Below are 26485 nucleotides of genomic sequence, written 5' to 3' on the forward strand. Positions count from 1 at the left end.
CTAGATCAGCGCAGCGGACCATCCCGCTCGAACTCTTCCCAGCCAATCAGCTGCGGCCGGGCCTCGTCAGTGCTGATCTGTTGGGCAGGAGCAGCTGCGGTGCCACTCTGTTGCGCCCGCTTGACCTTGGCCTTCCAGGCCGCCTGCCGCCGGTTGTCGGCTCTCGTTGCCGCATCCTCTTCACGCCAGTTCACCACCATGTCGCGATCAAGGATGTCCTCGACCTTGCGCGGATCGAACACGTGGAAGGTGATCTTCTTGGCACGGCCGGCCAGCTTGACTGTGCGGGTGCCAGCACTAGGCAGGCGACCATCCTTGAGCCAGCGGTGGCGCTCAGTGGTGGAGATCGTCAGGATATCCTCGATCTCGCGGGGGATCACCGGCAGGCTTTCAATACCTTCAAGGGCTTTGGCAACAATCGTCGATGCCGCCGTAAACTCAGCTGCAGCGGTGGGGGGCAGCTTCAGAACCAGCCGGCCGGCCTCGAGGTCGAGCGACTTTTTCACGGGTCCCGGCAGGCGCGCCCGGATTTCCAGCACAATCCCCTTGGCGCGCACAAAGGAGCCCAAAGTGGCGGCACTGGGCAGCGGCCATTCCTGGCGCAGCCAGTTGTCAGTGTTCATCTCGGCTTTGGGCTTGGGCATAACTTCTTATTAGGTGCTGCCGCAGCCAGCTTCAAGAACGGGCAGCCCCCGCCCGAGACGGGCAAGGGCTAGAAAGAACCTTAGTTGTCGAACATGCCCTTGGGCGCTTCACCTTGAAGAAAGGGCTCGATGAATGCATGGAGCAAGTTGGCCTGCCCGATCACCGCGGTGTGGGAGGTCCCGGGCAAAACCGCGAGCCGCGAGGCGGGCAGGGGATTGCCCAGATCGCCCATGGCCCCGCCACCGAGGAGGCGGAACATGGCCACCGAATGCTCAAGCGTCACCACATCTGCATCGCCCGTGATGATCAGCACCGGGTGCTTGAGTGCCTTCACATCCTCCTCCCAGGCCATGGGTTCATGCTCGAGCGCGATCAAGCGCTCGACAAAGGGGCGGAAGGCCTCGGGGTTAGGCGCGAGTTTTTTCCACTCGTCCTCCATCGGAGTGCCCACAAACATTTCGGGCGTCATCGTGGGGATCATGGCGTGGTATTCGGGCTGCGCGCCTGCCATGTCATAGGAAACCGATGCAGCAACCAGCTGGTCGACCTTTTGCGGGTGACGAATGGCCAATTGCAGGGCCGCGGCCGAGCCCATGGAATAGCCGAACACATCGGCCTTTTCGAGCTCGACGGCGTCCATGAAGGCGGCGACATCGTCGGCCAGGTTGGGATAGGTGATCGGGCGATCGATGTCGTTGGTGCGCCCATGGCCCTGCAGCTCCACCGCATAAACCGTGTGGGTTTGAGCCAGCATGGGGATGATCTGCCCCATGGCGGGGATGTTCATGTAAGCGCCGTGCAGCACCACCAGCGGCTCGCCCTGGCCCGACACCTCGTAATACATGCGCATGCCGTTCACCTCGGCATAGTCGCCCTTGGGCGCTTCCTGGGCATGGGCCAGGGCACCCGTCAACAGCAAGGCTGCAGCTATGGTGGCTCGGATCATCTTTGGACTCCTCAATATCGGTGGCGCGAGCATGGCTCACTCCAGCGACGATCTGGACGCCGAGGTTCCGACACGCTGCCAACAAAAGCGACAACAAACTGCATGCCCCGTGGGCGGGAATGCGTGGGCACCTCTGGAAGTCCGCAGGGCTTGAAGATAACCCCTGAGTTTCTCCTTGCGGAACGGTCCAACTTTGCTTGGGCTGACGCACGGCGACTGTAAGAGAATGTCCGTATTAGCTCACCGCAAGTCAGGGCAGGGACACTGATTTACGGCAAGCCCAAAAAGGGCCAGGACGGGTCGGCGCGAGGAATATGCAGCGCGAGCATGAGCGGCTATTCCGATATGCGAAATGCGGCCAAGGCATTTATCGGGCGCGGCAAGGTCATGGCAGAAACATGGACCTGAGCGCCAAAAGGGCCAACGGGAGGAAACATGACAAAACAATCCAAGATCGCATGCAGCGCAGCACTGGCAGTGCTGCTGAGCGCCGCCACAACTGCCCCTGGCCTGACGCAGGAGGCTTATCCCGTCGACACCGTCACCATGGTGGTGCCCTATGCGGCCGGTGGCGCCGGGGATATTGTGGGGCGCATTGTCGCTGACGAACTCAGCCGGCGACTGGGCGTCAACTTCGTGGTGGAAAATGTTGGCGGCGCCAGCGGCACCATTGGAGCAGAACAGGTCTCGCGCGCAGCTGCCGACGGCTCCACGCTGTTGCTGGGCGGCAATGCCATTTTCACCACGGCGCCGCATATGGCCGAAGTGGGTTTTGACCCCTTTGACGATTTCACCCCGATCGCCAATGTCAGCGAAGCCGTGCGCATGCTGGTCTCGTCCAAGACCCTGCCTGTGGCCACGCTGGAAGAGTTCATCGCCTATGGCAAAGAACACCCAGGCGAGCTGAACTACGGCTCGGTCGGCGTTGGCTCGACCGGGCATGTGGCCACGGTCGATATGCTTGATGCAATGGGGATCGAGGCGACGCACATCCCCTATACCGGTGCCGCCCAGGTGGTGCAGGCGGTGTTGGCGGGGGATGTTCAGTTCATGATGGATGCTGCCGCCATTCCCCAGGTCCGCCAGGACGCGCTGACCCCGCTAGCCGTTCCCGGTCCTGATCGCTTGGCCGAGTTCCCCGATGTGCCTGCCCTGGCAGAGCAGGGGATTGACAGCATCAGCGGCACGGGCTGGCAGATGGTGATGGGCCCGGCCAACATGCCAGCCGAAGTGGTTGCCATGATCGAGGACGCCCTCAAGGCCGCCAATGACACGCCCGAATTTGCCGACAAGCTGGTTAAGGCCGGCGTGTCGCCGCGCTTCATGCCCGGCTCGGAACTCGGTGCCGCATTGCAGGCTGAGTACAACCGGTTTGATGAAGTGCTGACCGAAATCGGCCTCGCAAAATAAGCGAGACTCCCCGTAGCCGGCGGCAATCTGCTGCCGGCTATTTTTTGGCCGCCAGGCGCGAGGCGGCTGCTCCGTACTTTTCAACGGCCTTGCGGCCATTTTTTCTTTGTGATCAAGGCTCACCCATGCCGAATCTGAGTTCCCAACTGGCCGAGTGGACCGTTGGCTTTTCCCTCGATGATGCGCCCGCCGAGGTGGTTCACAACACCAAGCTGCGCATAGTTGACCTGGTTGGGGTGATGCTGGCCTCCCATCGGCTGCGCCCGGTGGAAGCAGCCCGCCGCGCCCAGCAGGATGCCGATGGGGGTGGCCGGGGCGCGCAGACCCTTGGCGATGCTACGGAAACCTCGCTGGCCGGCGCCGCCTTCATCAATGGCGTGGCTTCGGCGGTACTCGAGTTCGACGACACCCATATCGCGAGCAATATCCATCCCACCGGCGTCATTCTGGCTGCGGCACTGGCCGAAGCGCACAAGACCCCGCAGACCGGCCGGCAGCTGCTTGAAGCGGTTCTGGTTGGCTCCGAAATTCTGTGCCGCCTGGGCCTGGTTTCCCCGGTGCGCATGCATGAAGTGGGTTTCCACCCGACCAGCGTTTATGGCGTTTTTGGCGCCGCTTATGCAGTAGCCCGGCTCCGTGGCCTTCTGGTCGGCGTCATGGCCGATGCGGTTGGAACAGCCGCCAGTCTGTCAGCGGGCTCGATCAGCGCCTTTCAGGACGGTGCCGACAGCAAAACCCTCCATGTCGGCTTTGCCGCCGCCGCAGGCATCCGCGCCGTTGCCCTTGCGCAGCAGGGTCTGACGGGGCCATCGGCCGTGTTCGAGGGTAATTTTGGCTGGTACAAAAGCCATGTTCAGTCCGATGTGCAATTCCGCTTTGACACCCTTGTTGAGGGGCTGGGTTCGCGCTGGGAAGTGCTCAATATCGCGCCCAAGCTATACCCATGCGCCTATACGATGATGCCCTTCATTACGGCCGCGCTTGAATTGCGGGCGCAGCACGACTTCGCCCTTGAGGACATCGCCGAAATCCGCTGCGAGATCATGCGGCGCTCCTTCCGCACCGTTTGCGAGCCGGTTGAGGACAAGCGGCGTCCGCGCACCTCCTGGCACGGCCGCATCAGCCTGCAGCATACGGTGGCGGAAGCGCTGGCTTTGGGGCGGTTCAACAAGTCTTCCTACAGCACGGAAAGCCTGGGCAATCCGGTCATCAATGCACTCGCCGACAAGGTTGTGCATGTGGCAGATCCACTGGCCGATGCCGACACTTCACGCTCGCGTGCAGTGGTGACCCTGGTGATGGCCGATGGCAGGAGCCTCACCCATACGGTGGAGGACATGGTCGGCACACGCCGCAACCCTGCGCCTGACAGTGTTTACTTCGCCAAGTTCCACGCCAATGTCGATGACGTTATCGGCGCGGATCGGGCGAACGCCCTCCTGGCATCGCTGTTGCGGCTCGAGCGCGCCGACGACATCAACGACCTGTTTGCCAAGCTCAAAGCGTGATGACCGGTTCTCGTGCCCCAGGCGACTTCGCGGGGGCGCGAGAACTCGACCGGCCGGGCAACACATCCGGCAGGGCAGGCACCACCGGGCCTGCCAGCCCCCAGCGATCCCAAGCCATGCACACCGATCCGGTAGCCGTCGCCTAGGCCGGCTTCCCGAAGCTCGGGCAACCGGCCGTTTGCTCGACCGTCCCCATCACTCGGTGACCTCCGCCCGCCCACGCCGCACAAAGGAAGTCGTGGTCGCCAGCAGCACCGCAATGCCGATCAAGACGAAGGTCAGGCTGATCGGGCGCTCAAGGAACACCATTGGATCGCCGCGCGACAAGGTCATGGCGCGCCGGAAATTCTCCTCGAACATGGGCCCCAGAATGAAGCCGAGGATGAAAAGGGCCGGGTTGCACCCTGCCGCCTTGAGCAGGTAGCCAAGGGCACCAAAGAACACGAGCGAATAGATGTCAAAGCTCGATGAGCCCATGGTGAACACGCCCACGCAGGCAAAGGCGAGCACGAACACATAAAGCCAGTGATAGGGGACGCGTAGCAGCCGCACCCAGAGCCCGATCAGGGGCAGGTTGAGGATCACGAGAAGCAGATTGCCGACCCACATCGAAACGATCAGCCCCCAGAACAGCTGGGGATGGTCACCCATCATGCGCGGGCCTGGCTGCACGCCATGGATCATGAAGGCCCCCAGCATCAGCGCCATGGTCGGGCTGCCCGGAATGCCAAGCAGCAGCGTGGGAATAAAGGCAGTCTGGGAGGCCGCATTGTTGGCCGATTCGGGCCCGGCAACGCCCTCGACAGCGCCTTTGCCGAACTGCTCGGGATGCTTGGAAACACTGCGCTCGACCATATAGGCGGTGAACGAGCTCATGGCCAAGCCAGCCCCCGGCAGCACGCCCAGCAGCGCGCCCATGCCGGTGCCGCGCAGCGCCGCTGGCCAGGAACGCCGGAAGTCCTCACGGCTCGGCCAAAGCCGGCCAATATTCCGCGAGGACACTGCGTCGCCCTGCGGCGCGCCGATATTGCCGATGATCTCGGCAACGGCGAACAGTCCCACTGCCAGCACGGCGAAATCTATGCCATCGCGCAGTTCGGGAATGCCAAAGGTGAACCGGAACATGCCGGTCGACACGTCCGAGCCAACCGAACCGAAGGCCATCCCCAGCAGGGCCACCCCGACGCCCTTGACCACGCCACCCCGCGTCATCGCCGCGGTGCTGAGCAGGGCGACGAAAACCAGGGCTGCATATTCTGCGGCGCCAAAGCGCATAGCGATGAGGGCCAATGGCGGCCCGGCGAGCGCGATCAGCAAGGTGCCGATGGTGCCGGCAAAAAACGAGCCCAGCGCCGCTACCGCTAAAGCCGCCCCGGCACGGCCCTGTCGCGCCATCTGGTGGCCGTCGATGCAGGTCACCGCCGAAGACGCTTCCCCCGGCAAGTTAACGAGGATGGACGTGGTGGAGCCACCATAGGCCGCACCATAAAAGATGCCCGCCAGCATGATGATCGAGGCTTCCGGCGTGAGCCCGAAGGTAAGCGGCAGCAGCAGCGAGATGGTGATGATCGGTCCAACGCCGGGCAGCACGCCGATAGCGGTTCCGAGGGTCACCCCCAGGAGGCAATACATCAGGTTGATCGGGGTTACGGCGACCTGGAGCCCCAGGGCCAGCGAAGCAAAGAGATCCATGCTCAGAACCTCCAGGCCACAAGGCGGAACGGGATGCCAAGGCCATAATAGAAGATGGCGACAATCAGCACTGCCACGACAACCAGAACGGCGAGCATCTCAAGCCGCCGCCCGCCACTTTCGGCAAACCAGCTGATGCACACCAGCGCCGTGAGCGCGGGCAGCAATCCGAGGGGACCCACCAGCAGGCCAAAGGCCAACACTGCCGCCAGGATCACCAGCAGTGGGCGCATCTCGGAGCCTGGGAATGCGGAAACAAAGGCCTGTCCAGCCCGCCGTGCTGCCGCCGTTTGCACCAGTTGGGCCACCCCCATGATCAACAGGCCGCACCCGGCAAGCACCGGCATGGCGCCCGACCCCAGGGCCGAGAAGGTGCCAAAGCCATAGCCCCATCCCACCACCGTGGCGATCGCGCCAAAGACCAGGAAGATCAGTGCGGCAAGAAGGTCGGCATGTATTGTCATGGTGGGAAGTCCAAATGGCAGGAAAGTCAGAAACGGCGCGCGAGCACCGACCGAGTCAACGCAGCGACCCTTGCTAGAGCATGTCGATCGAACAATGCTGCCCCGCGCAGATTCCGCTGCGCGGAACGGTTAGCCACGATGCACGGTGAGCCGTTCCACCTCGGCGTTGATGCCTTCGGCAGCGCGCTTGAGCGCGGCGACGGAATCATCGCGTGAGCCAAATGCATTGGTCGCTGTGCGGAAATAGGTCAGGCCGATGCTCGCCTGCACCCCACCCCGTCCCATGATTGGCACCGCCACCGTGTCGGAGGTGCGCGGTTCGGCCCCGGGATCGCGCATGGCATAGCCGCGATCACGGATGGTGCGAACCATGCGCCGAACCTTGTCGGGATCCCGATCCAAAGGGGTTTCCAACTCCGGCGCCGCAGATGTTTCGGTCAGCAGTTCCTCGATCCTGGCGTCGCTGCAAGCGGCGAGGAAAGCGCGGCCCAAGGCGCGGGTAAAGAGGCTCAGCCGCATATTGATGGTGGCGTGAAAGGGCGAGATCGGGCTGTCATGCACCGTCGAATAGCGCACGATCACGGCGTTGCGGTCAAACACCGCAATGGCAACCGGCCATTTGAAGCGCGCGCTGAGCTCCATTGCCCAGGCGCGCCCGGCTTCTACCACCAGCGGGTCGCCGTGAAAGCCGCTGCTGAGGGAGGTAACGAGGGAGGTGATCTGGTAGCCTGCCTGGCGCCGGTCATTGCTGACAAAGCCATTGCCCACAAGGGTCTTGAGCAGGCGCACCAAGGTTGGCTTCGGTAGCCCGGTGGTTTGATGCAGCGACAGAATGGTGGAGTGCGGCTCCCGGTTCATGGCCTGCAGAATGGCCAGCACCCGGCTTGCCGCCCGCACCTCGTCGTCACGCTCCCGCATCCACCCCTCCGTTCCGCCTGCCGGAACTCACTCAAAGCGGATTTGTCGCTGCCGCGCAAGGGTGGATAGGTGGCCGCGATTAGTCGGATAACTGTCCACCGGCAACGACAAAAAACCGTATACAAGCCGGCGGGGTCATTGCCGGCATCGGTCGGTCCCTTGATCAGTGCGGTTCGGCGGCGTTTTGCCCGGCGCTCCGCCATGAGCCCGCGGGCGGGTGATCCCTTCCACCAGTACAGGAGCAAGCCAGCTTGCGCATTGTTGAAATTACCCGTCCTGGCGGGCCCGAAGTGCTGCAGATCGTTGAAGGTCCGGTGCCGGTGCCTGGCCGGGGCGAAGTCCTGTTGCAGGTGCTTGCCGCGAGCGTCAACCGCCCCGACATCCAGCAGCGCCGTGGGCTTTATCCGCCGCCGCCGGGTGTCACCAATATTCCCGGCCTCGACGCTGCAGGTCGGATCGCGGCGGTGGGCGAGGGCGTCTCGGGCCTTGCGATTGGCGACGCAGTTTGCGCCCTCACCAATGGTGGGGCTTATGCCGATCAGGTTGTCGTGCCGGCTGTGCAATGTATGCCGGTTCCTGCGGGCTTCAGCTTCATCGAGGCGGCTTCGCTGCCCGAAGCTCTGTTCACCGCCTGGAACAACATCATCTGGTTGGGCCGGCTGGGCGAAGCAGAAACGCTGCTGGTTCAGGGCGGCTCCAGCGGCGTTGGGATGGCCGGTATTCAAATGGCCAAACTGCTGCGGCGGGCCAGGGTATTTGCAACCGCCAGCACCGCTGAAAAGCGGGATGCCTGCACCCAACTGGGGGCCGATGCCGTGTTCGACTATCGCGAGGATTGGGCCGGCGCCATTCGCCGCCATGCTGGCGAACATTGCGTCGATGTTGCGCTTGACGCTCAGGCCGGCCCCAATGTGCAAGTGCAACTCGATCTCATGGCCCCTGACGGGCGGCTGGTCTTCATCGCCAGTCACCAGGGTCCCACCGCCGAGGTCAATATCCGCGATCTGGTGCGGCGTCGGCTGACGCTCACAGGATCCACCCTTCGCCCGCGCCCCCCAGCTTATAAGGGAAAGATCGCGCAGGCACTTGTCGCCCAGGTCTGGCCGCTTCTTGAAACCGGCCGTATGACCACCCGAATTCATTCGGTGTTCCCGCTCACCCAGGTCCAGCAGGCTCACGCGGTGCTGGATGCCAACGAGCAGTTGGGAAAGGTAGTTTTGTCCCTGGACGAGGAACAGGCCCGAGACGTTCCGGGGCGCGCCTAAGGGGAATAGGTCAGCGCAACATTGTCCTGAGCTCCGCCTGAACGGACTGCATGCCCGCGAGATAGAGCTCAGGCAGGGCCTCGATTGAAGCTTGGCTGGCCGAAACGCCCACATTGATGGCCGCCACTGTCTGCCCTCGCGAGGTAATCACCGGAACGGCGATCGAGCGCAAGCCGAGCTCAACCTCCTGGTCGATCAAGGCAAATCCCTGGGCCCGCACGCGGCCCAGTTCTGCCAGGATATCCTCGCTCCGGGTCCGCGTGTAACGCGTGCGCGGCGGCAGTGGTCCAGCCAAGCGGGCCGCCGCTTGGCTTTCCGGCAGGGCTGCGAGCATGACGCGGCCCATTGAGGTGCAAAAGGCGGGTAAGCGGGAGCCCGGCATCAAGGCAATCGACATCACTTTCCGCTGCGCTGCCCGCGCCACGTAAACGATCTCGTCACCATCAAGGATCGACGCCGAAGAGCTTTCCCCCAGTTGCTCGGACAGCTGGTCGAGCAGCGGCTGCACCAGCTGTGGCAGCGGCATTGTCGCGAGACAGGCCGTTCCCAGACGCAGCACCCGCGGGGTCAGGGTGAAGTATTTTCCATCGTAATCGGCATAGCCCAGCTGCGCCAGGGTCAGGAGGCATCGCCGCGCGGTGGCGCGATCGAGCCCCGAAGCGGCGGAGACCTCGGCAATGGACTGGCGGGGACGCTCGGCGGTGAAGGTTTCGATCGCGGCCAGCCCTTTGGCCAACCCGCCCATCATGTCGCGCTGCAATACAGCCACCGTCACCTGCCCGTTGTGCGATATGTCAACAAAGACCAGATATCGCACAAGTCACATTGCCGGCCAACCCACCATTTGGGTATCCCAGCGCAACAGCAAAGGGGTTGCTCATGGACAAGACGGTCGCCGATCTGCCTGCTGCATTGGCAGGCATCCAATCGGGCATGACACTGATGATCGGCGGTTTTGGTGGCTCGGGCGCTCCAATAGAGCTCATCCATGCGCTGATCGATCAGTTCGGGCAGACGGGTAGCCCGAACAACCTGACGGTGGTCAACAACAATGCGGGCAATGGCCGCATCGGCATCGCCGCAATGATCGACGCCGGCATGGTCGCCAAGATGGTGTGCTCGTTCCCCCGCTCCGCCGATCCGCGCGCCTTCACCGAGAAATACCTGGCCGGCGAGATCGAGCTGGAATTGGTGCCGCAAGGCACGCTGGCCGAGCGCATCCGAGCCGGCGGCGCTGGTATCCCGGCCTTTTACACCCCGACCAGTTTTGGCACCGACCTTGCCGCGGGCAAGCCGATCGGGGAGTTCGATGGCCGCAGTTATGTGCAGGAACGTTGGCTCAAGGCCGACGCAGCGCTGATCAAGGCGGAGCTGGCGGATCGCCACGGCAATCTGACCTACCGCAAAGCGGGGCGCAATTTCTCGCCGTTGATGGCCTCTGCCGCAGCACTCACCATCGTCCAGGCCAGGCGTGTGGTCGAGCCCGGTGAGATCGATCCGGAGCAGGTGATTACCCCGGGCCTCTTTGTCGACCGGGTCATTGAAATCGCAGATGCACAACAGGAAGAAGCGCTGATGCGCGCCGGAGTAGCCTACGCATGACCCCCAAGCTCTCCAACGCCCAGATCGCCTGGCGCGCCGCGCAGGACATCCAGGACGCCTCCTATGTCAATCTGGGTATCGGTTTTCCCGAAATGGTTGCCAAGTTCCAGCCACCGGGGCGGCAGGCCATCTTCCACACCGAGAACGGGATTTTGAGCTTCGGTGAGAGCCCCGCCGCGGGCGAAGAAGACTGGGACCTGATCAATGCCGGCAAGAAAGCTGTGACGCTCAAGCCCGGAGCCGCGTTTTTCCACCACGCCGACAGCTTCGCCATGGTGCGCGGCGGGCACTTGGATGTTGCGATCCTGGGCGCCTACGAAGTCGCCGAAAATGGCGATCTTGCCAACTGGAGCACCGGTCCCAAGGGCGTGCCGGCAGTGGGCGGGGCAATGGATCTGGTGCACGGCGCCAAACGGGTTGCGGTGATTACCGACCATGTCACCCGGGATGGCCGTCCCAAGCTGGTCAAGCGCTGCAGCCTGCCGCTGACCGGGGTGGGCTGCGTTACCCGGGTCTACTCGAGCCTGGCCGTGATCGACATCGACGCGCGCGGCTTTGTGCTGCGCGAAAAGCTTGCCGGGGTAAGCCTTGAGGAACTGCAGGCGCTCACCGGGGCCGAACTGATCATCGAGGGCGACATCTCCGACCTCACCGCTCCGGAGGACCTGAAATGACCGACGCTTTCATCTGCGCCTATAAGCGCACCCCAATTGGACGCTTCGGCGGCGCCTTGTCGTCCGTACGCCCGGACGATCTGGGAGCGGTGCCGCTCCGGGCATTCATGGCCCAATATTCGCAACTCGATTGGGAAGCGCTTGACGATGTGATCTTCGGCAATGCCAACCAGGCCGGCGAAGACAATCGCAATGTGGCGCGCATGAGCCTCTTATTGGCCGGTCTGCCAGTGGGCATCACCGGCACGACCATCAACCGCTTGTGCGGCTCGGGGATGGATGCGTTGATCACCGCCGCCCGCGCTATCCGGGCGGGAGAGGCGGAGTTGCTGATCGCGGGCGGCACCGAATCGATGAGCCGCGCCCCTTTCGTCATGCCAAAGGCCGAGACCGCGTTTTCGCGTAATGCCGAGATCCACGACACCACGATCGGCTGGCGCTTCGTCAACCCCGAGATGGAAGCGCTTTATGGGGTCGATTCCATGCCCCAGACCGGCGAGAATGTCGCGCGTGACTATGCTATCACGCGCGAGGCGCAGGACGCCTTTGCCTTGCGCAGCCAGGAAAACGCTCTGCGCGCCCAGGCCAATGGCCGCCTGGCGCTCGAAATTGTACCAGTCGCCATCGCGCAGAAAAAGGGGGAGCCCCTCAGCGTTGGCACTGACGAGCATCCCCGCGCCGGCTCCAGCCTCGAAACGCTGGGCAAGCTGCGCCCGCTGTTTGCCGGCGGCACCGTGACGGCTGGCAATGCCTCGGGCGTTAATGACGGCGCCGCGGCGCTGATCATCGCCAGCGAAGCGGCCGCCGCTCGGCACGGCTTGACCCCGATTGCGCGGATTTTGGGTGGAGCGACGGCCGGCGTGCCACCCCGCATCATGGGCATGGGTCCGGTGCCGGCGACCCAAAAGCTCTGCGCCCGCTTGGGACTGGCCCCCGCCGATTTCGACCATATCGAGCTCAACGAAGCCTTTGCCAGCCAAGCCATCGCAGTGCTGCGGCAGTTGGGCATTCCCGAGGACGCCCCGCAGGTAAATGCCAATGGTGGCGCGATTGCGCTTGGACATCCGCTGGGCATGAGCGGGGCGCGCATCGCGGGAACCGCGGCGCTGGAACTTTCGCGCGGCGGCAAAAAGCGGGCTCTCGCTACAATGTGCATCGGGGTTGGCCAGGGGATTGCGGTGGCCTTGGAAGCTGTCTGAAGCACTGAGTGCCGGTCGGGCAACGCTGGGGCTTGGAGGTTTTCCCAAACCCCGGTTTGGCGCTGACCCGTTTGCACTCAAAAAAAGCGACACTGTGCACCGGGCAAATTGCACCACATCGCCCGCTTTTCGTTTATCAAGGCGCCATTATCGCCAACGACCTTGTTAGGAAAGCCCGTGAAGAATGAAAGAGAGAATTTTGCCAAGCGCCGGGAGACCGCATTGGAAGCCAAAAAGCAGCTCCTTGAGCGGGTGAAATCTGCCCCCAAGCCCGATCAGGCCGAGCTCGATCGCAAGCGGGCGGAAAAGGAAGCCGCCGCAGTGGCCCGTGAGGCCCGGGAGGCCGAAAAGCTGCGCCTCAAGCAAGCCGAAGCGGAGCGCAAAGCGGCTGAACAGGCAGCTGCCGCCCAATCCCAAGCCGAAGCGAGCCTGAATACCGAGGCTGACGCGGCCGCGACTGCGGCGGCGAAGGAAGCCGAAGCGGCTGAACGCAAAGCTGAGCGGGATCGACGTTATGCTGCGCGCAAGGCCCGCCAGCGCTAAGTCGCTAGGGGGCAATTGGGTGGGTCCCACGTGATGGGACCAGCCCGGCAACCCTGTCCCCGGTGGGCCCAAGCCATGCCGGATCGAGGATGCGCTGCGCGCATCCTCGCGGCCGCTGCAGGTGGCAGATGTGAAATGTTGCCACAAACTAGCCGCTGAAAACGCACCATTGCTGATTGGAGATTAACTCAAAGCGCCGCGGTCATCTTAGAGGTCCGTTGTGGCGCCGTGCTTGAGACATATCCCTGAGGAGTTCGGCGACCCGCCGGTGGTTCGACGGCAAGGATATCACCCATGCTCTCGCTGGTTCTTCCTGTCCGCAACTGGCCCACCGAACGGGTAGAGGCCTGCATCGACAGCTTTGCCGCGCTTGATGCGCCCTTCTTGACCGAGATTCTGGTGATCGATTTCGGCTCGGATGAGCCGATTGTTCTCCGGGACGACATCGCGCCGCTAGCCAGCGTGGTTCGGCTCGAGGCCGCGGTGTGGAGTTGTGGCGAAGCCATCAATGCCGGCGTTCTGCTCGCGGTCAACGACGTGATCGCCAAGGCGGATTCCGACATGCTGATCTCGGCGAGCAGCAAGGGGGAACTCGAGCGCCTGGTCATCGAAGCTGCCGCGGGGCGGCTGGGGGTCGGTATCGCCCAGGCGACCGACTTGCACCAAAGCTATTCCGTCGGCGATGCCTTGGCACTGGTACTCGAGGGCAGACGCCCGAACGGCCGCTTGCGCGCCAAATGGGGGCAGGGTGGCCTCGTCGTCTTCTCCCGTTCCACCTGGCAGGAGATCGGCGGCGTCGATTCCCGCTTCACGGGCTGGGGCAATGAGGACAACGATTTCGCCGAACGAGTGCGCCGCTCCGGCCGCACCCTGCACTGGGCCGATCCGCAAGCGCTGCAAATCTTCCACGTCTGGCACCCGCCCTCGACGGGCATGAACGGCATCCTCAAGCTGCGTCAAACCAACCAGAAAATCGCTCATACCGACAAGAGCGTGCTGCGCTCGATGCTCTTTCCCCATTCCAACTTCGCCGAACTCGCGGCTCCAGAGGTCCTCAAGGGCAGTACGCCTTTGGTGACTCTCGGTATCGCCACCACCGAGCGCCCCAACCATTTGCGCATGATCCGGGAAGCCATCGACAGCTTCCGCGGCCAGATCGACGAAGACTTCGAAATCCTCGTGATCGACAATGGCTCCAGTCCAGAGGCAGTGGAGGAACTGCGCAGGTCCTTGGACAAGATCGCCTGGGCCGGGGGGCTACTTCGCCTCGAATCCACCGAAATCGCCTCGATTCCCGGCGCGCGCAACCTCATCACCCAAGGCGCCCGCGGGCGTTATATTTGCGTCGTCGATGATGACGACATTGCCCTGCCTAACCGCCTGGGCGATCACTTGCGCAATTTCGAGCGCAATGGGCAACTCCATGGTTCCCACGGGGGCTGGATCGATTTCGACGAGAGTACGGGCGTGATCGAGCGCAACAGCGGCAAGCAGCGTACTGCGGCCACCTTGTTGCGGGGCACCGGCAAGATCACCGCCCATCCCGCCAGCTTCTATCGCCGGGATGTGCTGCGGGCGCTTCCCTATGATGAGGCTTTCTCTTTGGGCTCCGATCTCGATCTTGCCCTGCGCATGGCGGTGATGGGTTTTGAGATCGGCCATACCGGCAGCTTCGTAACCCTGCGGCGTTATCACTCCAGTAATGTGACGATAACGGGCACGGCGCGGCAAGCATCAAATGGGCAAACTGCGCGCACCAGGGTGGTAAATACTTACGGCTGGAACAAAAATGAAGGTCTGGCGCAGAAAGCAAAAGAAAGCGACAACGAAGTTTACTGTCGCAACCAGCTGTCGATCGATACTCTGGCCGAGCTGATTCCAGGCTATGTCGGGCAGTGGCAAATCTACGTCCCGATCTCTGCCTTCACCGGTGATGGCGCGACCGGCGCGGCGGCGCCTGGCCCAGCCGGAGCTTCGGCAAAGGCCGTGCCGGACGCTGCGGGTGGAGCCGGGGAGGATCAGCCGTCCAGTGGGCGCTTCAAGGTCAATGGCGGCTTGCTTGAATCGGTCTTTGCCGTGTCTGCGGGTGATCTGTGTACCAGACGAGCGGGTCTTAACCAGCCTATCTACTTTCGCTCCGCGCCGGTGCGGGGGCTCAAACGGGCGAGAAAGCTCAAGGGCGAGATGGAGACGTTACTGCATCTTCCCTGCCATCTTACTTCCGTTCGGCAAGGGGAGCTCGACCGTGAGGTTCCCTTCAACTGGAAGGACCTGGCGGTCAAGGCGGGCGAGCGAGTGCTCAGGTCCGAAGAGTTCAACGATCTTTCCACCCTCATGGCCTGCCTCAATATGGTGAATGGGCGCTCGGCGATGGGGCAAACCCTGCGGATCGTTTCTGACTACAACGAGCGGGGGCAAGTCTACTGCCTCGTTTCGCCGCCGATCAAAGGCTATGATGAAATCCGCCAGTTCAAGTTCGGCCTTGAGCAGCAAACCGGCCTCCTTTTCCATCAGATTGCCTCCAACGGGGAACTCAGCGAGCTTACGCTTGGGTCCAAGGGGCACTGATCATGAAGTTCGAGGCCAGTTACGATCCCGTTCTCGGTGAAACCCGCGTGGAGCTTGCGAGCAATTGCTATACCGATGCTTTGCCCATGTTGCCGGTGATCATCCTTCGGCAGCAGGACATCGACCTCAAGTCCCAGATCCTACCTCTGGCGGTAGCAATATTAACGGCACGCTATTGTGGTGAAGTCTTCGAGTTTGCTGGCACAAGGATCGGTGTGGACTATGCGGATGCGATCCGGATGGTGTTGCGCGAGGGGGCCAACATCAACAATGTGGATGGTCATTTCCGCACCATATCCACCGGGGAGGTGGATGTTGTTTGCGAGAAGGCCCGGGGCGACCGAGGCACGCCCGTCGTGCCGCGCTTACCCGACACGGTTCCTTTGACGCGCCTGGACTGGTCGGGCGATTTCGTTTTCCCTGAAACCCGCAGCTCTGCGTTGCATGCCTTTGGCCAAGTCCATACCAATGCTGAGTTTTTCGCCGACCAGACCCGGGTATCGATAGCACTCGGCCTGCTGTACGGCCGTGACCGGGTCCGCAATCTCTTCGTGGAAGGACCGGCCGAGGATGGTGTTGGCGAGCTCGGTGGGATTGGGGCAGCGCTTGCAACAGTGGCAGTGGACTTGTGCCTGCTGGGCCTTGCTTGAGTGTCCCAACATGGCACAGTCAGGTCTATATACTGCAAGACGCGCGCAAAATCATACTGCGTGAAAAGGAGAAGCGCCGAGAGGCGACAGTCCAAATCGCGTTTGCGTGTCTAAGATTGTTACGAAACAACTAACGGGCGGGCCACTACTGCTGGCGTATCTTTGAACCAAGCTTGGGGCGGTACATTGAGTTCGGGACTTCAAAGGAGCCTGAAATGAAACGATCTGATCTTCGAAAACTGACCATCGCCATCGCGTCAGCGACGATGATGGCCAGCGTTGCCGCGCCTGCGATTGCCTATGACGTGGAGCCAGGGCTGTACCTGCAGGCGGTGCAGAATTTTGTCGAGGCCGGAGACGACCAGGATGCACTGAGGCTATTGGTGCGGCTGCAGGCCATTGGCGTGACCGACATTGCCTTCAACGGGCAGATTGTCAGCGTTGAAGACTTGGCTGCATTGATCGTGGAAGGATCATTCCGGTCCCGCGAAGTTTTCCGGGAAATCGTCCGGAGCGTTCTGCTTGGCGGGGGCGCCAGTTTCGTGGCGGGAACCACCGTTGTCGCGGCCGTTGACTCCGATCAGTTCAATGGATTTCCGATTGGGTCGACAGGCTGAACTACTGGCGTTTACTTGCTAATACTGGCGCGGGATAGCAGTGGGAGCGTTTGACGAGCGCCCCTGTTCCCGCGCCTTTTGCTGTCACGCTGGGCCCGTTCCGCCTTTTAGCCACAAAGATGAACGGGTTCTGAACGGGTCCTGAATGGAGGTAGTGGCTGCCTGGATCAGCCAAGTGCGACTAAAGTCGTATATGCGGCTGGGCGTGCAGTTGATCGGATCACCGGCAAGGTCGGGGATGTGCACCGGCCCAAGCGTGGTTTGCCCAGTTCTTGAGTTTGTCGCGGCTGAACTCTGACCTACTGCCTGTATCCGCTTCGGCCAGCATGGCCCGATTGCTGGAACAATTGCGCCATCGCTGGCGCCTGCTGCGCTTGGTCGAGGCGGGGCTTTATGCGCTCGCATTCGGCTTTGCCGTATTTACCTGTTCTGCCTGGACGCTGACTGCCGGCAATCCTGGTGCCGCAATCGCGCTGGGGCTGGGTGCGGGGCTGCTGGGTTTTGCCATCTTTGCTGCCATAATCACCGCGAAGGCGCCCGCGCCAGTGCGGCTGGCGATGGTAACCGACGATCGCTATGCGCTGGCCGAAAAGCTCGCCAGTGCGCTTGAAGTGGTGCCGGGGCCACAGGCCGGACCAGTGGGTGAGGCCTTGTTGCTCGATGCGGGGCAGGCGGCCGAGCGGGCCGACCCGGCGCAAGTGGCCCCGTGGTTCACCAAACGGATGGGTTGGGCCATGGCAGCGCCGCTGCTCGCCGTGACCTTGGCCCTTGCCGTCCATTGGCTCGGTGCCGTGCCGGTGGCAGGGGACCGCGAGCGGTTGAGCGTTCCGGCGCAAGCCCAGGTGAGTGGTAGCGACATTGCCGCCGCCGCCGAGTTGATCGCGGCCGATGCCGAACGGCGCGACGATCCCGAACTGGCCGCAGTCGCTGCGGAGATGCAGGCCCTTGCTGATGGGCTCGACGAGGCCGGGCCCGACGCGGCCGAGATCGGTGAACTCGCCGAGCAGTTGGACCGGGCCGGCAATCGTTATGGCAATCCGCTCCATGATTGGCCGCCCTTTGAGGGCGACGAAACGGGCTTGGCTGACCGCATGGCCGCCGCCCGCTCGGCCGGCGCTGACAACAATGCCGGCAATCCCGGCGCGGGCGCGGGCGGCAATGGCGGCGCAGGGCAGCCGGGGGGCGAAACCGCGGAGCCCGAGGGCGATGCGGCGCAGGTCAAGCCCAGTACGCTGCCGGCATCGGGAGACGAAGGCGAGGGTCTCGGCATTGCCCCGCCATCCAACGAGCAGCAAAGCTCGGGCATGGGCGAGGAGGAGGGCTTTGATGACAGTGCTCCCCAGCCCTCGGCCCAGGGCGCTGCAGAGGGGGCGGGCGAAGCCGAAAGCAACATGGCCGGCACCGGCGAGGGTCCGGCTGCCAATGCCTCGGCGCCAAGCCTGCCGCCGCCGGCCGGGTTTGCCGAAAGCCAGACGCTGGCCGCGCGAACAACCATTGATGCCGAACGGGTGCGCAGCAGCGAAACCACCGAGGCACGCCAAAGCCGGGTCAACGACACTGTCGCGCAGCAGCAATGGCCGCGCCAGGACGCCATGCCCGTGGTCCGGCAAGCCGTTCCCCCAAGCGCCGCGCCGGCCGTGAAGCGCTTGTTCAGCCGCGACGAGCAGATCGCGCCATGAGTTTGCTGGCCCCATTCATGTTGGGTCTGCTGGCCTTGGGTATCCTGATCGCGCTGTTGCATGTGCGCCGCCGTCGTCCGGTGACGGTGCCGGGACTGATGATCTGGAAGCAGATCGACATGGCGCCGACCGGCATGCGGGCGCTGTGGCAATGGCCGCGCCCAAGCCTTCTGCTGCTGCTGCAATTGCTGGCACTGGTGCTGATCGTGCTGGCGCTCAGCCAGCCATTCTGGGGCGCCAACCGCGAGATCAGGCACTGGATCTATGTGCTCGACAATTCCGCCAGCATGGGCGCGAGCAACGGCACTGCGACGCGCCGCGCGGAGGCCGAAGCGCTGGTCCGCGCGCATGCCGAGGGGGATGGCGACCTGGCGCGCTATTCGCTAATCATTGCCGGCAACAGCGCCCGCCCCGAACTGGCGCGGCAGGCCATGTTGCCGGGCCTCCTCGCCGATGCCCTGGCGCGGGTTGCGCCCGAGGAGGGCGCCGCGGATTGGCCCGGCGCGCGCGCCCTGGTGGATACACTTCATCGCCCCAACGAGATCACCCAGGTGATCGTGGTGTCCGATGCGCCGCCCGCCGATTTCCTGGTCGCCAACGACAGCTTGCGGCTGGCGCTGGTGCCGGTCGGAGCGCCTGCGGCCAATGCCGGTGTGCGGGCGGCGCTGGCCCCACCGTCGGCCGGGCAGGAGGAATGGACCCTTGCCGGTGAAGTGACCTTCTCGGATCGCATGGCCGAAACGGTCGTCAGCGTCGAGTTCCAGCCGCAGGGTGGCGCGCGGCAAACCCTTTTGAGTTTCGAGCAGGCCGCGGCGGGGGCGTTTACCCAGAGCCTGGCCGTGCCCGGCGCCGGCATTGTTTCGGTGCAACTGGCGCCGGATGCAGCGGGCTTCGACGATCGGGTGCATTTTGTGGTCAATGCTGCCCCCTCCGAGCGAGCCGTTCTGTATGTGGGACCGGGCGAGCAACCCTTGGCGCAGGCGCTCGCGGCGATCGATGGCGTCACGGTAACCGAAGCGGCGAGCCTGCCCGCTGATGCCGACCGTTTTGACCTGGTGTTGATCGATGGGGTGGAGGTCGAGGAAGCGCCCGCCACCAATCTGGTGTGGATCGGTGCGGCGCATCAGGCGGGGGAAATGACGAAGGCCCTGCCTGCCGCAGCGGTGACGGGCTGGCGCGATGATCACCCCCTGTCGCGCGCCATGGGGTGGCAAAGCCTTGTTTTCGCGGCGGCTTATCGCCAGCCGGCGCCGGCCGATGTCGAGATCGTCGCCTGGGCCGGGAACGCGCCGCTGGTGACGCTGGCCCGACGGCCCGAAGGCTATGACCTCCGGCTGGGCTTTGATCCGGCGGCGAGCAGTTGGGCCGGCCAGCCGGCGCTGGCGGTTCTCGCGGTCAATCTGATGGAACTGCTCGGGCCGCTGCCGGGAGCCGTGGTGGAGCCGCATTGCGAGATTGGGGTGACGTGCCCGCTCGATGTGCGCCTCGCCGGCGGAACAATGCGGCGGCTAGACGGGGGAACGGGCGCGGCCACTGCGCTGGCGGAGGCTTTTGTGCCGGACCGGGCGGGGCTGTATCAGCTGGAGCGGGAGGGTCGGAGCGCCCTTGTGGCGGTGCCCCCGCCTTTGGGCGCCGAAAGCCTGATCGCCACCGCTGGCGCAGCCACTGCCGTGCCGGGTCGCCCCGTGGCGCTGTGGCCCTGGCTGATCGGCGCGGCCCTGGCCGTGCTGCTGATCGAGGCGGTTCTGGCGGGGCGCGGCGAGGAGCGCTTTGCCACCCGGGAGCTCTTGAGCCGCGGCGCGACCGGCCGGCGCCGCCGTCTCGTACTGGGCATGCGCCTGCTGACGCTGGCCCTCGCGCTCGGGGCCTGGTTCAACCTGCCGCTCTGGATCTATCGAGCCGACCACGCTGTGATGGCCATTGTCGGCCCGGAAGCCGCACCGGTGGCTGGGGCCGAAACTCTCGTGCTGGCCGAGCAGCCGCGACTATCGAGCGGGGAGATGCCGCCAAGGGGAGGCTTTAGCGGCTCCGGGACCGCAGCGCTGCAACTGGCGGCGGCACTGTTGCCGCCGGACCGGCCGGGTCGAATCGTGCTGGGCGCGGATGTGGGGCCTGAACCGGGCCGCGCAGCGGGTCTGCTGGAGCGCGGCATCCCCATTGATGCAGTGGCGGGAGGGGAAAGCCGGCAAGGCGATCTTGCGGTCAGTTTGCGTGCACCCGCGCCGGTTTTTGCCGGCGACCGGATCGAGCTTGTGGGGCTGGTGCAGGCGCCGGCACCGGTTGAGGCTGAGATCGTGGTCAGAGATAACGGGGGCGAGATCTGGCGGGACAATGTTGCCCTCACCACCGGGAGCAACCGTGTCACCGTGCCGGTTTCGGTGCAGGCGACGGGGTTGACGCCCTATCAGATAGAGGTTGTGTCGGCAGGTGACCCCGAGCCGCGCAACAATGTGGCGGGCACCGTTGTATCGGCGCTGCCGCCCGGGCGAATTGCCGTGCTGGCGGGGCAAGCAGGGCAGGGCGCCGCGTTTGCTGCCATGCTCGCGGACCAGGGCTTTGACGCCGAACTCGTGCCGCCCGCGGAGGCGCCCGAAACGCTGGATGGCTGGCTCCATTATGCCGGGATTGTCCTCATGAACCTGCCGGCGATCGACTTGACCATTGCCCGGCAGGAACTGATCCAAACCGCGGTTGCCGATCATGGGCGAGGGCTGCTGATCCTGGGCGGGCCCAACAGCTTCGGGCCGGGCGGCTATCTGGAAACCCCGCTCGATGCGATGTCGCCGATTTCCGCGCGGGTGCCGCGCGACAAGCCGGGCGTCGCCATGGTGTTCGTGCTCGACCGCTCCAGCAGCATGAAGCAGCCGGTGGGGCCGGTGACCCGGCTCGATGTCGCCAAGCAAGCCACGCTGGCGGCAATCGAGCTGCTGAGCCCGGAAAGCCAGGTGGCGGTGGTGACCTTTGACTCGGGCGCCCGCTTGACCGTGCCGATGTCGGACGTGGCCGACATGGACTTCATCGCCCGCTCGGTCAATCAGGTGAGCCTGGGGGGCGGCACGGCGCTGTATCGCGGGCTGGTCACGGCTTACCAGCAATTGCGCGATGTGACCGCTTCGGCACGCCACATCGTGGTGATGACCGACGGGGAAAGCCAGCCGGCCGATTACGATACGCTGATGGAGGCGATTGGGGAGGCCGATATTACGGTGTCCTCGGTAGCCATCGGCGCGGGCTCGGAGCGCGAGCTGATCGAAATGCTGGCGCGCGAAGGAGGCGGGCTGTTCCACACCACCAGTGATTTTGCCGCGCTCCCCTCCATCCTGTCCCAGGAAGCCATGTTGCTGGCCGGCGAGCCGCTCGAGGAGCGGCCCGCGCAACCCTATTGGCTGGATCGGGACGCGCAGTTCCTCCTCGGGATGGACGAGGACTTCCCGCCCATCGAAGGCTTTGTGCTGGCCACGCCCAAGCCGGAGGCAACAACCCACGCGGTGGTTGAGGATCAATTCGGCGAGCCGGTGCCGCTGCTGGCCTCCTGGCAATATGGCGCCGGGCAGGTGCTGGCCATGACCACCGATGCGGCGGGCGACTGGACCCGGACCTGGCAAGGAAGCAGTGACTATCCCCGCCTCTTCACCCAGGCGCTGCGCAGCTTTTTGCCCGCTACCGAGCCCCCGGGGCTGCGCTTGAGCGCGAGCCGGCAGGGCGATGTAGTGCATTTGCGGCTGACTGAGGCGGGCAATGCAGCAGAGCCGGTGCTTGAAGCTGTGGCGCCCGATGGCGGCAGAACCGTGGTGCCATTGCACCGCGCCGGGGAAGGTTTGTTCGGGGGCAGTTTCGTGGCCAGCGGGCCCGGCGCCTACCAATTTGTCGCCCATGCCGCGGAGGCGGAGGCGCAAACCGCGCTTTATCTCGATTATCCCGCCCGACTCGATCCGCTGCGGCGCCCGGATGGCGGGCCGGCGCTGGTTGCCGCGACGGGCGGGCGGCACTACGCTGCTGGCGCGGCGCTCGAATTGCCCCCGGCGGGGCGCTGGTCGCTCGATCCGGCCGGGCCGCTTTGGCTCGGGCTGGCGCTCCTCGTGTTCATTGCGGACTTGGTGGTTCGCTATTCCGATCTTTTCACCCGTCTGGTCCGCCCCCGGCGGGCCGCCGCAGAGGAGCCGATATGACAGTTCTTTCCCCCACGCGCCCCGCCCCGATGCCGGCCGACCGCGACGGGCTCGACGCGCTGCTGGCGGCGCTGCGGGCGGCGCGCAGCGAGATCGGTCATTCGGTGCTGGGCCAGGAAGCAATTGTCGAGCAATTGCTGATCGGGCTGATCGCGGGCGGGCATGTGCTGCTGGAAGGCCCGCCCGGCGCGGGCAAGACGCTGCTGGTCAAGACGCTGGCCGAGGTCACGGGCCTCAGCTTTTCGCGCGTACAGTTCACGCCCGACCTGATGCCGGCCGATATCACGGGATCGCTGGTGCTGACGCCCGAAGCGGACGGGCGCAATGTGCTCAAATTCCAGCCGGGGCCGATCTTTACCCAATTGCTGCTGGCCGACGAAATCAACCGCGCCACCCCGCGCACCCAATCGGCGCTGCTCGAAGCCATGCAGGAGCGCACGGTCAGCGCCGCGGGCACCAGCATGCCGCTGCCCCAGCCCTTTTGCGTGCTCGCGACGCAAAACCCGATCGAGATGGAGGGCACCTATGCCCTGCCTGAAGCGCAGATCGATCGGTTCATGTTCCGCATCGATGTGGGCTATCCCAGCGCCGAAACGCTGGCCGCGATTTTGCAGGCCACCACGGGCGCCGAGCAGCCGGTGGCGCGACAGGTGCTGACCCCCGAGCAGATCCTGGCGCTGCAGGCAAGTGTGCGCACCGTGACCATTGCCGAACATGTGCGCCGGTCGGTGGCGCTGTTTGCGCTGGCGACCCAGCCTTCGGCGCCGGGGGCAAGCGCCGAAGTGCAGCGCTTTATCCGCTTTGGGCTGAGCCCGCGCGGCGCGCTGGCGCTGGTGCTGGCGGCCAAGGCGCATGCCTTGCTGGCAGGGCGCTTCAACGTGGCCTTTGATGATCTGCGCGCCGTGCTGCTGCCAGCGCTACGGCACCGGGTGCAACTCAATTTCGAAGGGAGTGCCGAGAACGTGTCGCTGGAGGCGCTGGTGGGCAAGCTTTTTGAGCAAAGCGTGCGGGCGGTCGCGTGAGACCCGATTCGCGCCTGCTCGAGCAATTGGTGGTGGCGCGCTACCGGCTCAACCGGGCGCAGGCTTCGGTGGGGGTGGGCGAGCGGCGCTCGCAGAACAAGGGCGCGGGCATGGAATTTGCCGCCCATCGGCCCTACCGCGAGGGCGACGATGTGCGCAATCTCGATCCCCGGCTGCTGGCGCGATTGGGCGAGCCCTTTGTGCGCGAATATTTCGTGGACCGGCAATTGCCGGTTTATGTGCTGCTCGATGGCTCGGCCTCCATGCTCACGGGCGAGCCGCAGAAATACCGATTCGGCGCTGTTCTGGCGCAAGTCCTGGGCTTCATCGCGCTGGCTTCGGGCGACCGGGTGCAACTGGGCGTGTCCGGCGGCAAACGGGTGGACTGGTCGCCCCAGTTGCAGGGGCAGAGCCGGGCCGAGATGCTGTTTGACTGGCTCGGTAAACGCCCCACCGGCGGGCGCACGCCCTTCTCCCAGGCGCTGGCCCAGGCGCGCAGCGAGATGAAGCCGCGTGCCATGGTGGTGCTGGTGGGCGATTTCATGGATGAGGGGGTGGACGCCCAGTTCAAGCTGTTGGCGGGGGCGCGGCACGACATCGTGGCCATCCACCTCGCTTCGCCCCAGGAGATCGACCCAGCAGCGCTGGGTAGCGGGCCGGTGCGGCTCAGCGATGCCGAAAACGGGGAAGCGCTCGACCTGTCGCTCAACCCGGCAGTGCTGGAGCGCTATCGCGCTGCATTCGCGCAGTGGCGGAGCCGGCTGGAACAGACCATTTCACGCGGAGGGGCCGGGCAGTACTTCTTTCTCCCCACAAGCGGGGACATTAATTCCTTTGTTGGCCTTGAACTACGGCGAAGATACGTAATTTCCTGAAAGTACGGCTTGCCAGCTTTAAAATCCCCAAGTTTGATGGGGCAATGAGAAGTTGCTTTGGTTCGGCGAATACGGGCTTGTTATCCCTCTTCCACTCTGCCCGGCCGGATCTTGGGGCTTGGTCAAGGTAGGGAGAATAAAGACTGTGAATTTCATCAGTACAAAGTTTGTATCGGCGGCCGCGCTGGCCGCAGCGATGTTGGCGAGCGGCGCCAGCTTTGCGCAGGAGGCAGCACCAGAAGCTGCCGCTCCCATCGATACCGCAGCCTATGGCGAGGCTGTTGACTCCATCCTGGCCGACCCCAAGTTCGATGCTGCCGTGCAGTATCTCGACGCCAATTACGACCAGATGATCACCGAATTTGAAGAACTGACCGAGATTCCGTCCGGCCCGTTCATGGAAGAAGCCATTTCCGCCCGCTATGCCGAACTGCTTGAAGCTTCGGGCCTGACCGAGGTCAAGGTCGACGAAGAAGGCAATGCCATTGGCGTGTGGAAGGGTACCGAAGGCGACGGCAAGTTCCTCGTTGTTTCGGCGCACCTTGATACCGTGTTCCCCGAAGGCACCGATGTCACCATCGAGTGGAAGGGCACCGAAGCCCATGCCCCCGGTGTGCGTGACGACAAGATGAGCACGGCCATTATCCTGGCCTATGCCCGCGCCATGAAAGATGCCGGGATCCAGACCAAGGACGATATCCTGTTTGTCGGCACCGTGGGCGAAGAAGGCCCGGGCGATCTGCGCGGCGTGCGCTACCTCTTCAACGAGGGCGAATATGCCGACAAGATCAAGGGCTTCTTTTCGGTTGAAGGCGGCTCGGCCGGCAGCGCCACCGTGGGTGGTACGGGCTCGGTGCGCTATCGCGTGCACTTCAAGGGCCCGGGCGGCCACAGCTTTGGTGCATTTGGCCTCGTCAACCCGGCCTATGCCCTGGCTGACTTCATGACCTCCTTCTCCCAGATCCAGGTTCCGACCGACCCCAAGACCACGCACAGCGTCGGCATTCTTACTGGTGGTACTTCGGTCAACTCGATCCCCTTCAGCGTTTCCGCCGATATCGACATGCGCTCCAATGAGCCCGCCGAACTCGACAAGGTGCATGAGCGCATGAAGGTGATCGCCGAACAGGCTGCCGCCAATGAGAACGCCCGCCGTTCCGTGGCCGAAGGCCCGATCACGGTTGAACTTGAGCAGATCGGCCTGCGTCCTGCCGGCAAGACCGCCGAGGACACCGAGATCTTCCAGCTGACCAAGGCGGCTTTTGAGGCCACGATCGGTGACTTCAAGGGCGAAGGCTTTGGTTCGACCGACTCCAACATGCCCATGAGCCTGGGGATTCCAGCGCTCACCATTGGCGCCAATAGCGGCATCGGCGGGCGCGGCCATTCGCTCGACGAATGGCTGGAAACCGCCAAGGACAAGACCCTGCCCAACATGAAGGCCACCCTGGCTGTCGTGCTGGCCAATGCCGGCATGGGTGCAGAGTAAGTCCTAATCGCCCGCCGGCCTGCCGGCGGGTTTTTCGCTCTTGTGGGAGGCGGTTTTGACCGCCTCCCACCCGATTTCGAGGAGACAACTGCAATGATCACCCGTCGCGATTTTACCACCGGCCTTGTTGGCCTCGCTGCGCTGCCCCTCCTGACCCTGCCGAGCTTTGCCGCGCCGACGCGCATCCGCATGGGCTCGCTTTATGACTACGACAACGACATGGCCTTTTCCGACCGGGCAGAGGAACTGGCCGGCACCGAAGTCGAGATCCAAGGCTTCATGGCGCCACATCTCAAGGTCGATTCCGACTTTTTCGTCCTGTCCAACCAGCCCGTTGAATCCTGCCCGTTCTGCGAAAGCGAGGATGACTGGATCGACACCATCATCTTCGTGGTGATGCGCGAACGCCAGGAAGCCATTAATCCCGGTACGCTGATCTGGACCCGGGGCACTCTCGATATCGGCCCGGCAACCGATGAGGCCACCGGGTTTGTCAGCCGCGTGCGCCTGCTCAATGCCGATTTCTACGAGGCCTAGCACAGGCAAGGGC

At 64.1% G+C, this 26485-nt stretch carries 22 protein-coding genes; 16 read left to right on the forward strand and 6 right to left on the reverse strand.

The annotated features are described in order from the left end of the window. Positions 1-5: 5 nt before the first annotated feature. Together ELX51_RS01410 and ELX51_RS01415 are read right to left on the reverse strand one after the other, a co-directional pair. Positions 6-644, reverse strand: a complete 639-nt coding sequence (locus ELX51_RS01410) for a hypothetical protein (RefSeq protein WP_127751837.1) — start codon at positions 642-644, stop codon at positions 6-8. Between the two features lie 80 nt (positions 645-724). Next, entirely contained in the window at positions 725-1591 is an 867-nt protein-coding gene (locus ELX51_RS01415; RefSeq protein WP_127751838.1) for an alpha/beta hydrolase, read from the reverse strand. Between the two features lie 435 nt (positions 1592-2026). Between ELX51_RS01415 and ELX51_RS01420 the strand changes: the two genes are divergently transcribed. Beyond that, complete coding sequence (locus ELX51_RS01420; protein WP_127751839.1) at positions 2027-3001, forward strand: tripartite tricarboxylate transporter substrate binding protein; 975 nt, start codon at positions 2027-2029, stop codon at positions 2999-3001. Positions 3002-3126: 125 nt separating this feature from the next. Continuing rightward, positions 3127-4509 (forward strand): MmgE/PrpD family protein, encoded by a 1383-nt coding sequence (locus ELX51_RS01425; protein ID WP_127751840.1) that lies wholly within the window; start codon positions 3127-3129, stop codon positions 4507-4509. 195 nt (positions 4510-4704) lie between these two features. On the opposite strand, the gene ELX51_RS01430 is transcribed toward ELX51_RS01425, so the two are convergent. From ELX51_RS01430 to ELX51_RS01440, 3 genes are all read right to left on the reverse strand, one after another. Further along, positions 4705-6201 carry a tripartite tricarboxylate transporter permease gene (locus ELX51_RS01430; RefSeq protein WP_127751841.1) on the reverse strand — a complete coding sequence of 499 codons (1497 nt, stop codon included), beginning with the start codon at positions 6199-6201 and terminating at the stop codon, positions 4705-4707. Positions 6202-6203: 2 nt separating this feature from the next. Next, the gene (locus tag ELX51_RS01435; protein WP_127751842.1) at positions 6204-6665 is read right to left on the reverse strand and encodes a tripartite tricarboxylate transporter TctB family protein; all 462 of its coding nucleotides are present in this window, start codon (positions 6663-6665) and stop codon (positions 6204-6206) included. Positions 6666-6794: 129 nt separating this feature from the next. Then, a complete protein-coding gene (locus tag ELX51_RS01440; RefSeq protein WP_127751843.1) occupies positions 6795-7583 on the reverse strand; it encodes a helix-turn-helix domain-containing protein in 789 nt (262 codons plus the stop codon). A 251-nt stretch (positions 7584-7834) separates the two neighbouring features. Here ELX51_RS01440 and ELX51_RS01445 point away from each other — a divergent pair, with 251 nt between their 5' ends. Next, positions 7835-8848 (forward strand): NAD(P)H-quinone oxidoreductase, encoded by a 1014-nt coding sequence (locus ELX51_RS01445; protein ID WP_127751844.1) that lies wholly within the window; start codon positions 7835-7837, stop codon positions 8846-8848. 10 nt (positions 8849-8858) lie between these two features. Here the strand turns inward: ELX51_RS01445 and ELX51_RS01450 are convergent, their stop codons facing one another. Next, entirely contained in the window at positions 8859-9617 is a 759-nt protein-coding gene (locus tag ELX51_RS01450) for an IclR family transcriptional regulator C-terminal domain-containing protein (protein WP_164854705.1), read from the reverse strand. A gap of 110 nt (positions 9618-9727) precedes the next feature. Here ELX51_RS01450 and ELX51_RS01455 point away from each other — a divergent pair, with 110 nt between their 5' ends. The 13 genes from ELX51_RS01455 (at position 9728) to ELX51_RS01515 (ending at position 26472) form a co-directional block, all read left to right on the forward strand. Beyond that, positions 9728-10450: a 3-oxoacid CoA-transferase subunit A gene (locus ELX51_RS01455; RefSeq protein ID WP_127751845.1), complete on the forward strand. Its 723-nt coding sequence runs from the start codon at positions 9728-9730 to the stop codon at positions 10448-10450. Continuing rightward, entirely contained in the window at positions 10447-11124 is a 678-nt protein-coding gene (locus ELX51_RS01460; RefSeq protein ID WP_127751846.1) for a 3-oxoacid CoA-transferase subunit B, read from the forward strand. Before ELX51_RS01455 ends, ELX51_RS01460 begins: the two co-directional genes overlap by 4 nt. Continuing rightward, a complete protein-coding gene (gene pcaF, locus ELX51_RS01465; RefSeq protein ID WP_127751847.1) occupies positions 11121-12323 on the forward strand; it encodes a 3-oxoadipyl-CoA thiolase in 1203 nt (400 codons plus the stop codon). The genes ELX51_RS01460 and pcaF overlap by 4 nt, the downstream gene beginning before the upstream one ends. 177 nt (positions 12324-12500) lie before the next feature. Next, positions 12501-12866: a DUF6481 family protein gene (locus ELX51_RS01470; protein WP_127755134.1), complete on the forward strand. Its 366-nt coding sequence runs from the start codon at positions 12501-12503 to the stop codon at positions 12864-12866. A gap of 294 nt (positions 12867-13160) precedes the next feature. Further along, positions 13161-15434, forward strand: coding sequence for a glycosyltransferase (locus ELX51_RS01475; protein WP_127751848.1), 2274 nt, complete (start codon positions 13161-13163; stop codon positions 15432-15434). Positions 15435-15436: 2 nt separating this feature from the next. Further along, positions 15437-16084, forward strand: coding sequence for a hypothetical protein (locus ELX51_RS01480; protein WP_127751849.1), 648 nt, complete (start codon positions 15437-15439; stop codon positions 16082-16084). Positions 16085-16299: 215 nt separating this feature from the next. Then, a complete protein-coding gene (locus ELX51_RS01485) occupies positions 16300-16701 on the forward strand; it encodes a hypothetical protein (protein ID WP_127751850.1) in 402 nt (133 codons plus the stop codon). Positions 16702-17027: 326 nt separating this feature from the next. Then, the gene (locus tag ELX51_RS01490) at positions 17028-18380 is read left to right on the forward strand and encodes a hypothetical protein (RefSeq protein WP_127751851.1); all 1353 of its coding nucleotides are present in this window, start codon (positions 17028-17030) and stop codon (positions 18378-18380) included. Continuing rightward, a complete protein-coding gene (locus ELX51_RS01495; protein WP_164854706.1) occupies positions 18377-22549 on the forward strand; it encodes a VWA domain-containing protein in 4173 nt (1390 codons plus the stop codon). Before ELX51_RS01490 ends, ELX51_RS01495 begins: the two co-directional genes overlap by 4 nt. Further along, entirely contained in the window at positions 22546-23571 is a 1026-nt protein-coding gene (locus tag ELX51_RS01500) for a MoxR family ATPase (protein WP_248305216.1), read from the forward strand. Before ELX51_RS01495 ends, ELX51_RS01500 begins: the two co-directional genes overlap by 4 nt. Next, positions 23568-24446, forward strand: a complete 879-nt coding sequence (locus tag ELX51_RS01505) for a DUF58 domain-containing protein (RefSeq protein WP_127751853.1) — start codon at positions 23568-23570, stop codon at positions 24444-24446. The genes ELX51_RS01500 and ELX51_RS01505 overlap by 4 nt, the downstream gene beginning before the upstream one ends. A gap of 145 nt (positions 24447-24591) precedes the next feature. Then, on the forward strand, positions 24592-25935 hold the full coding sequence (locus ELX51_RS01510; protein WP_206524679.1) for a M20/M25/M40 family metallo-hydrolase: 1344 nt from the start codon (positions 24592-24594) through the stop codon (positions 25933-25935). A gap of 93 nt (positions 25936-26028) precedes the next feature. After that, positions 26029-26472: a hypothetical protein gene (locus tag ELX51_RS01515; protein WP_127751854.1), complete on the forward strand. Its 444-nt coding sequence runs from the start codon at positions 26029-26031 to the stop codon at positions 26470-26472. Positions 26473-26485: the final 13 nt, after the last annotated feature.

The sequence above is a fragment of the Devosia sp. 1566 genome (assembly GCF_004005995.1).
Taxonomy (GTDB): domain Bacteria; phylum Pseudomonadota; class Alphaproteobacteria; order Rhizobiales; family Devosiaceae; genus Devosia.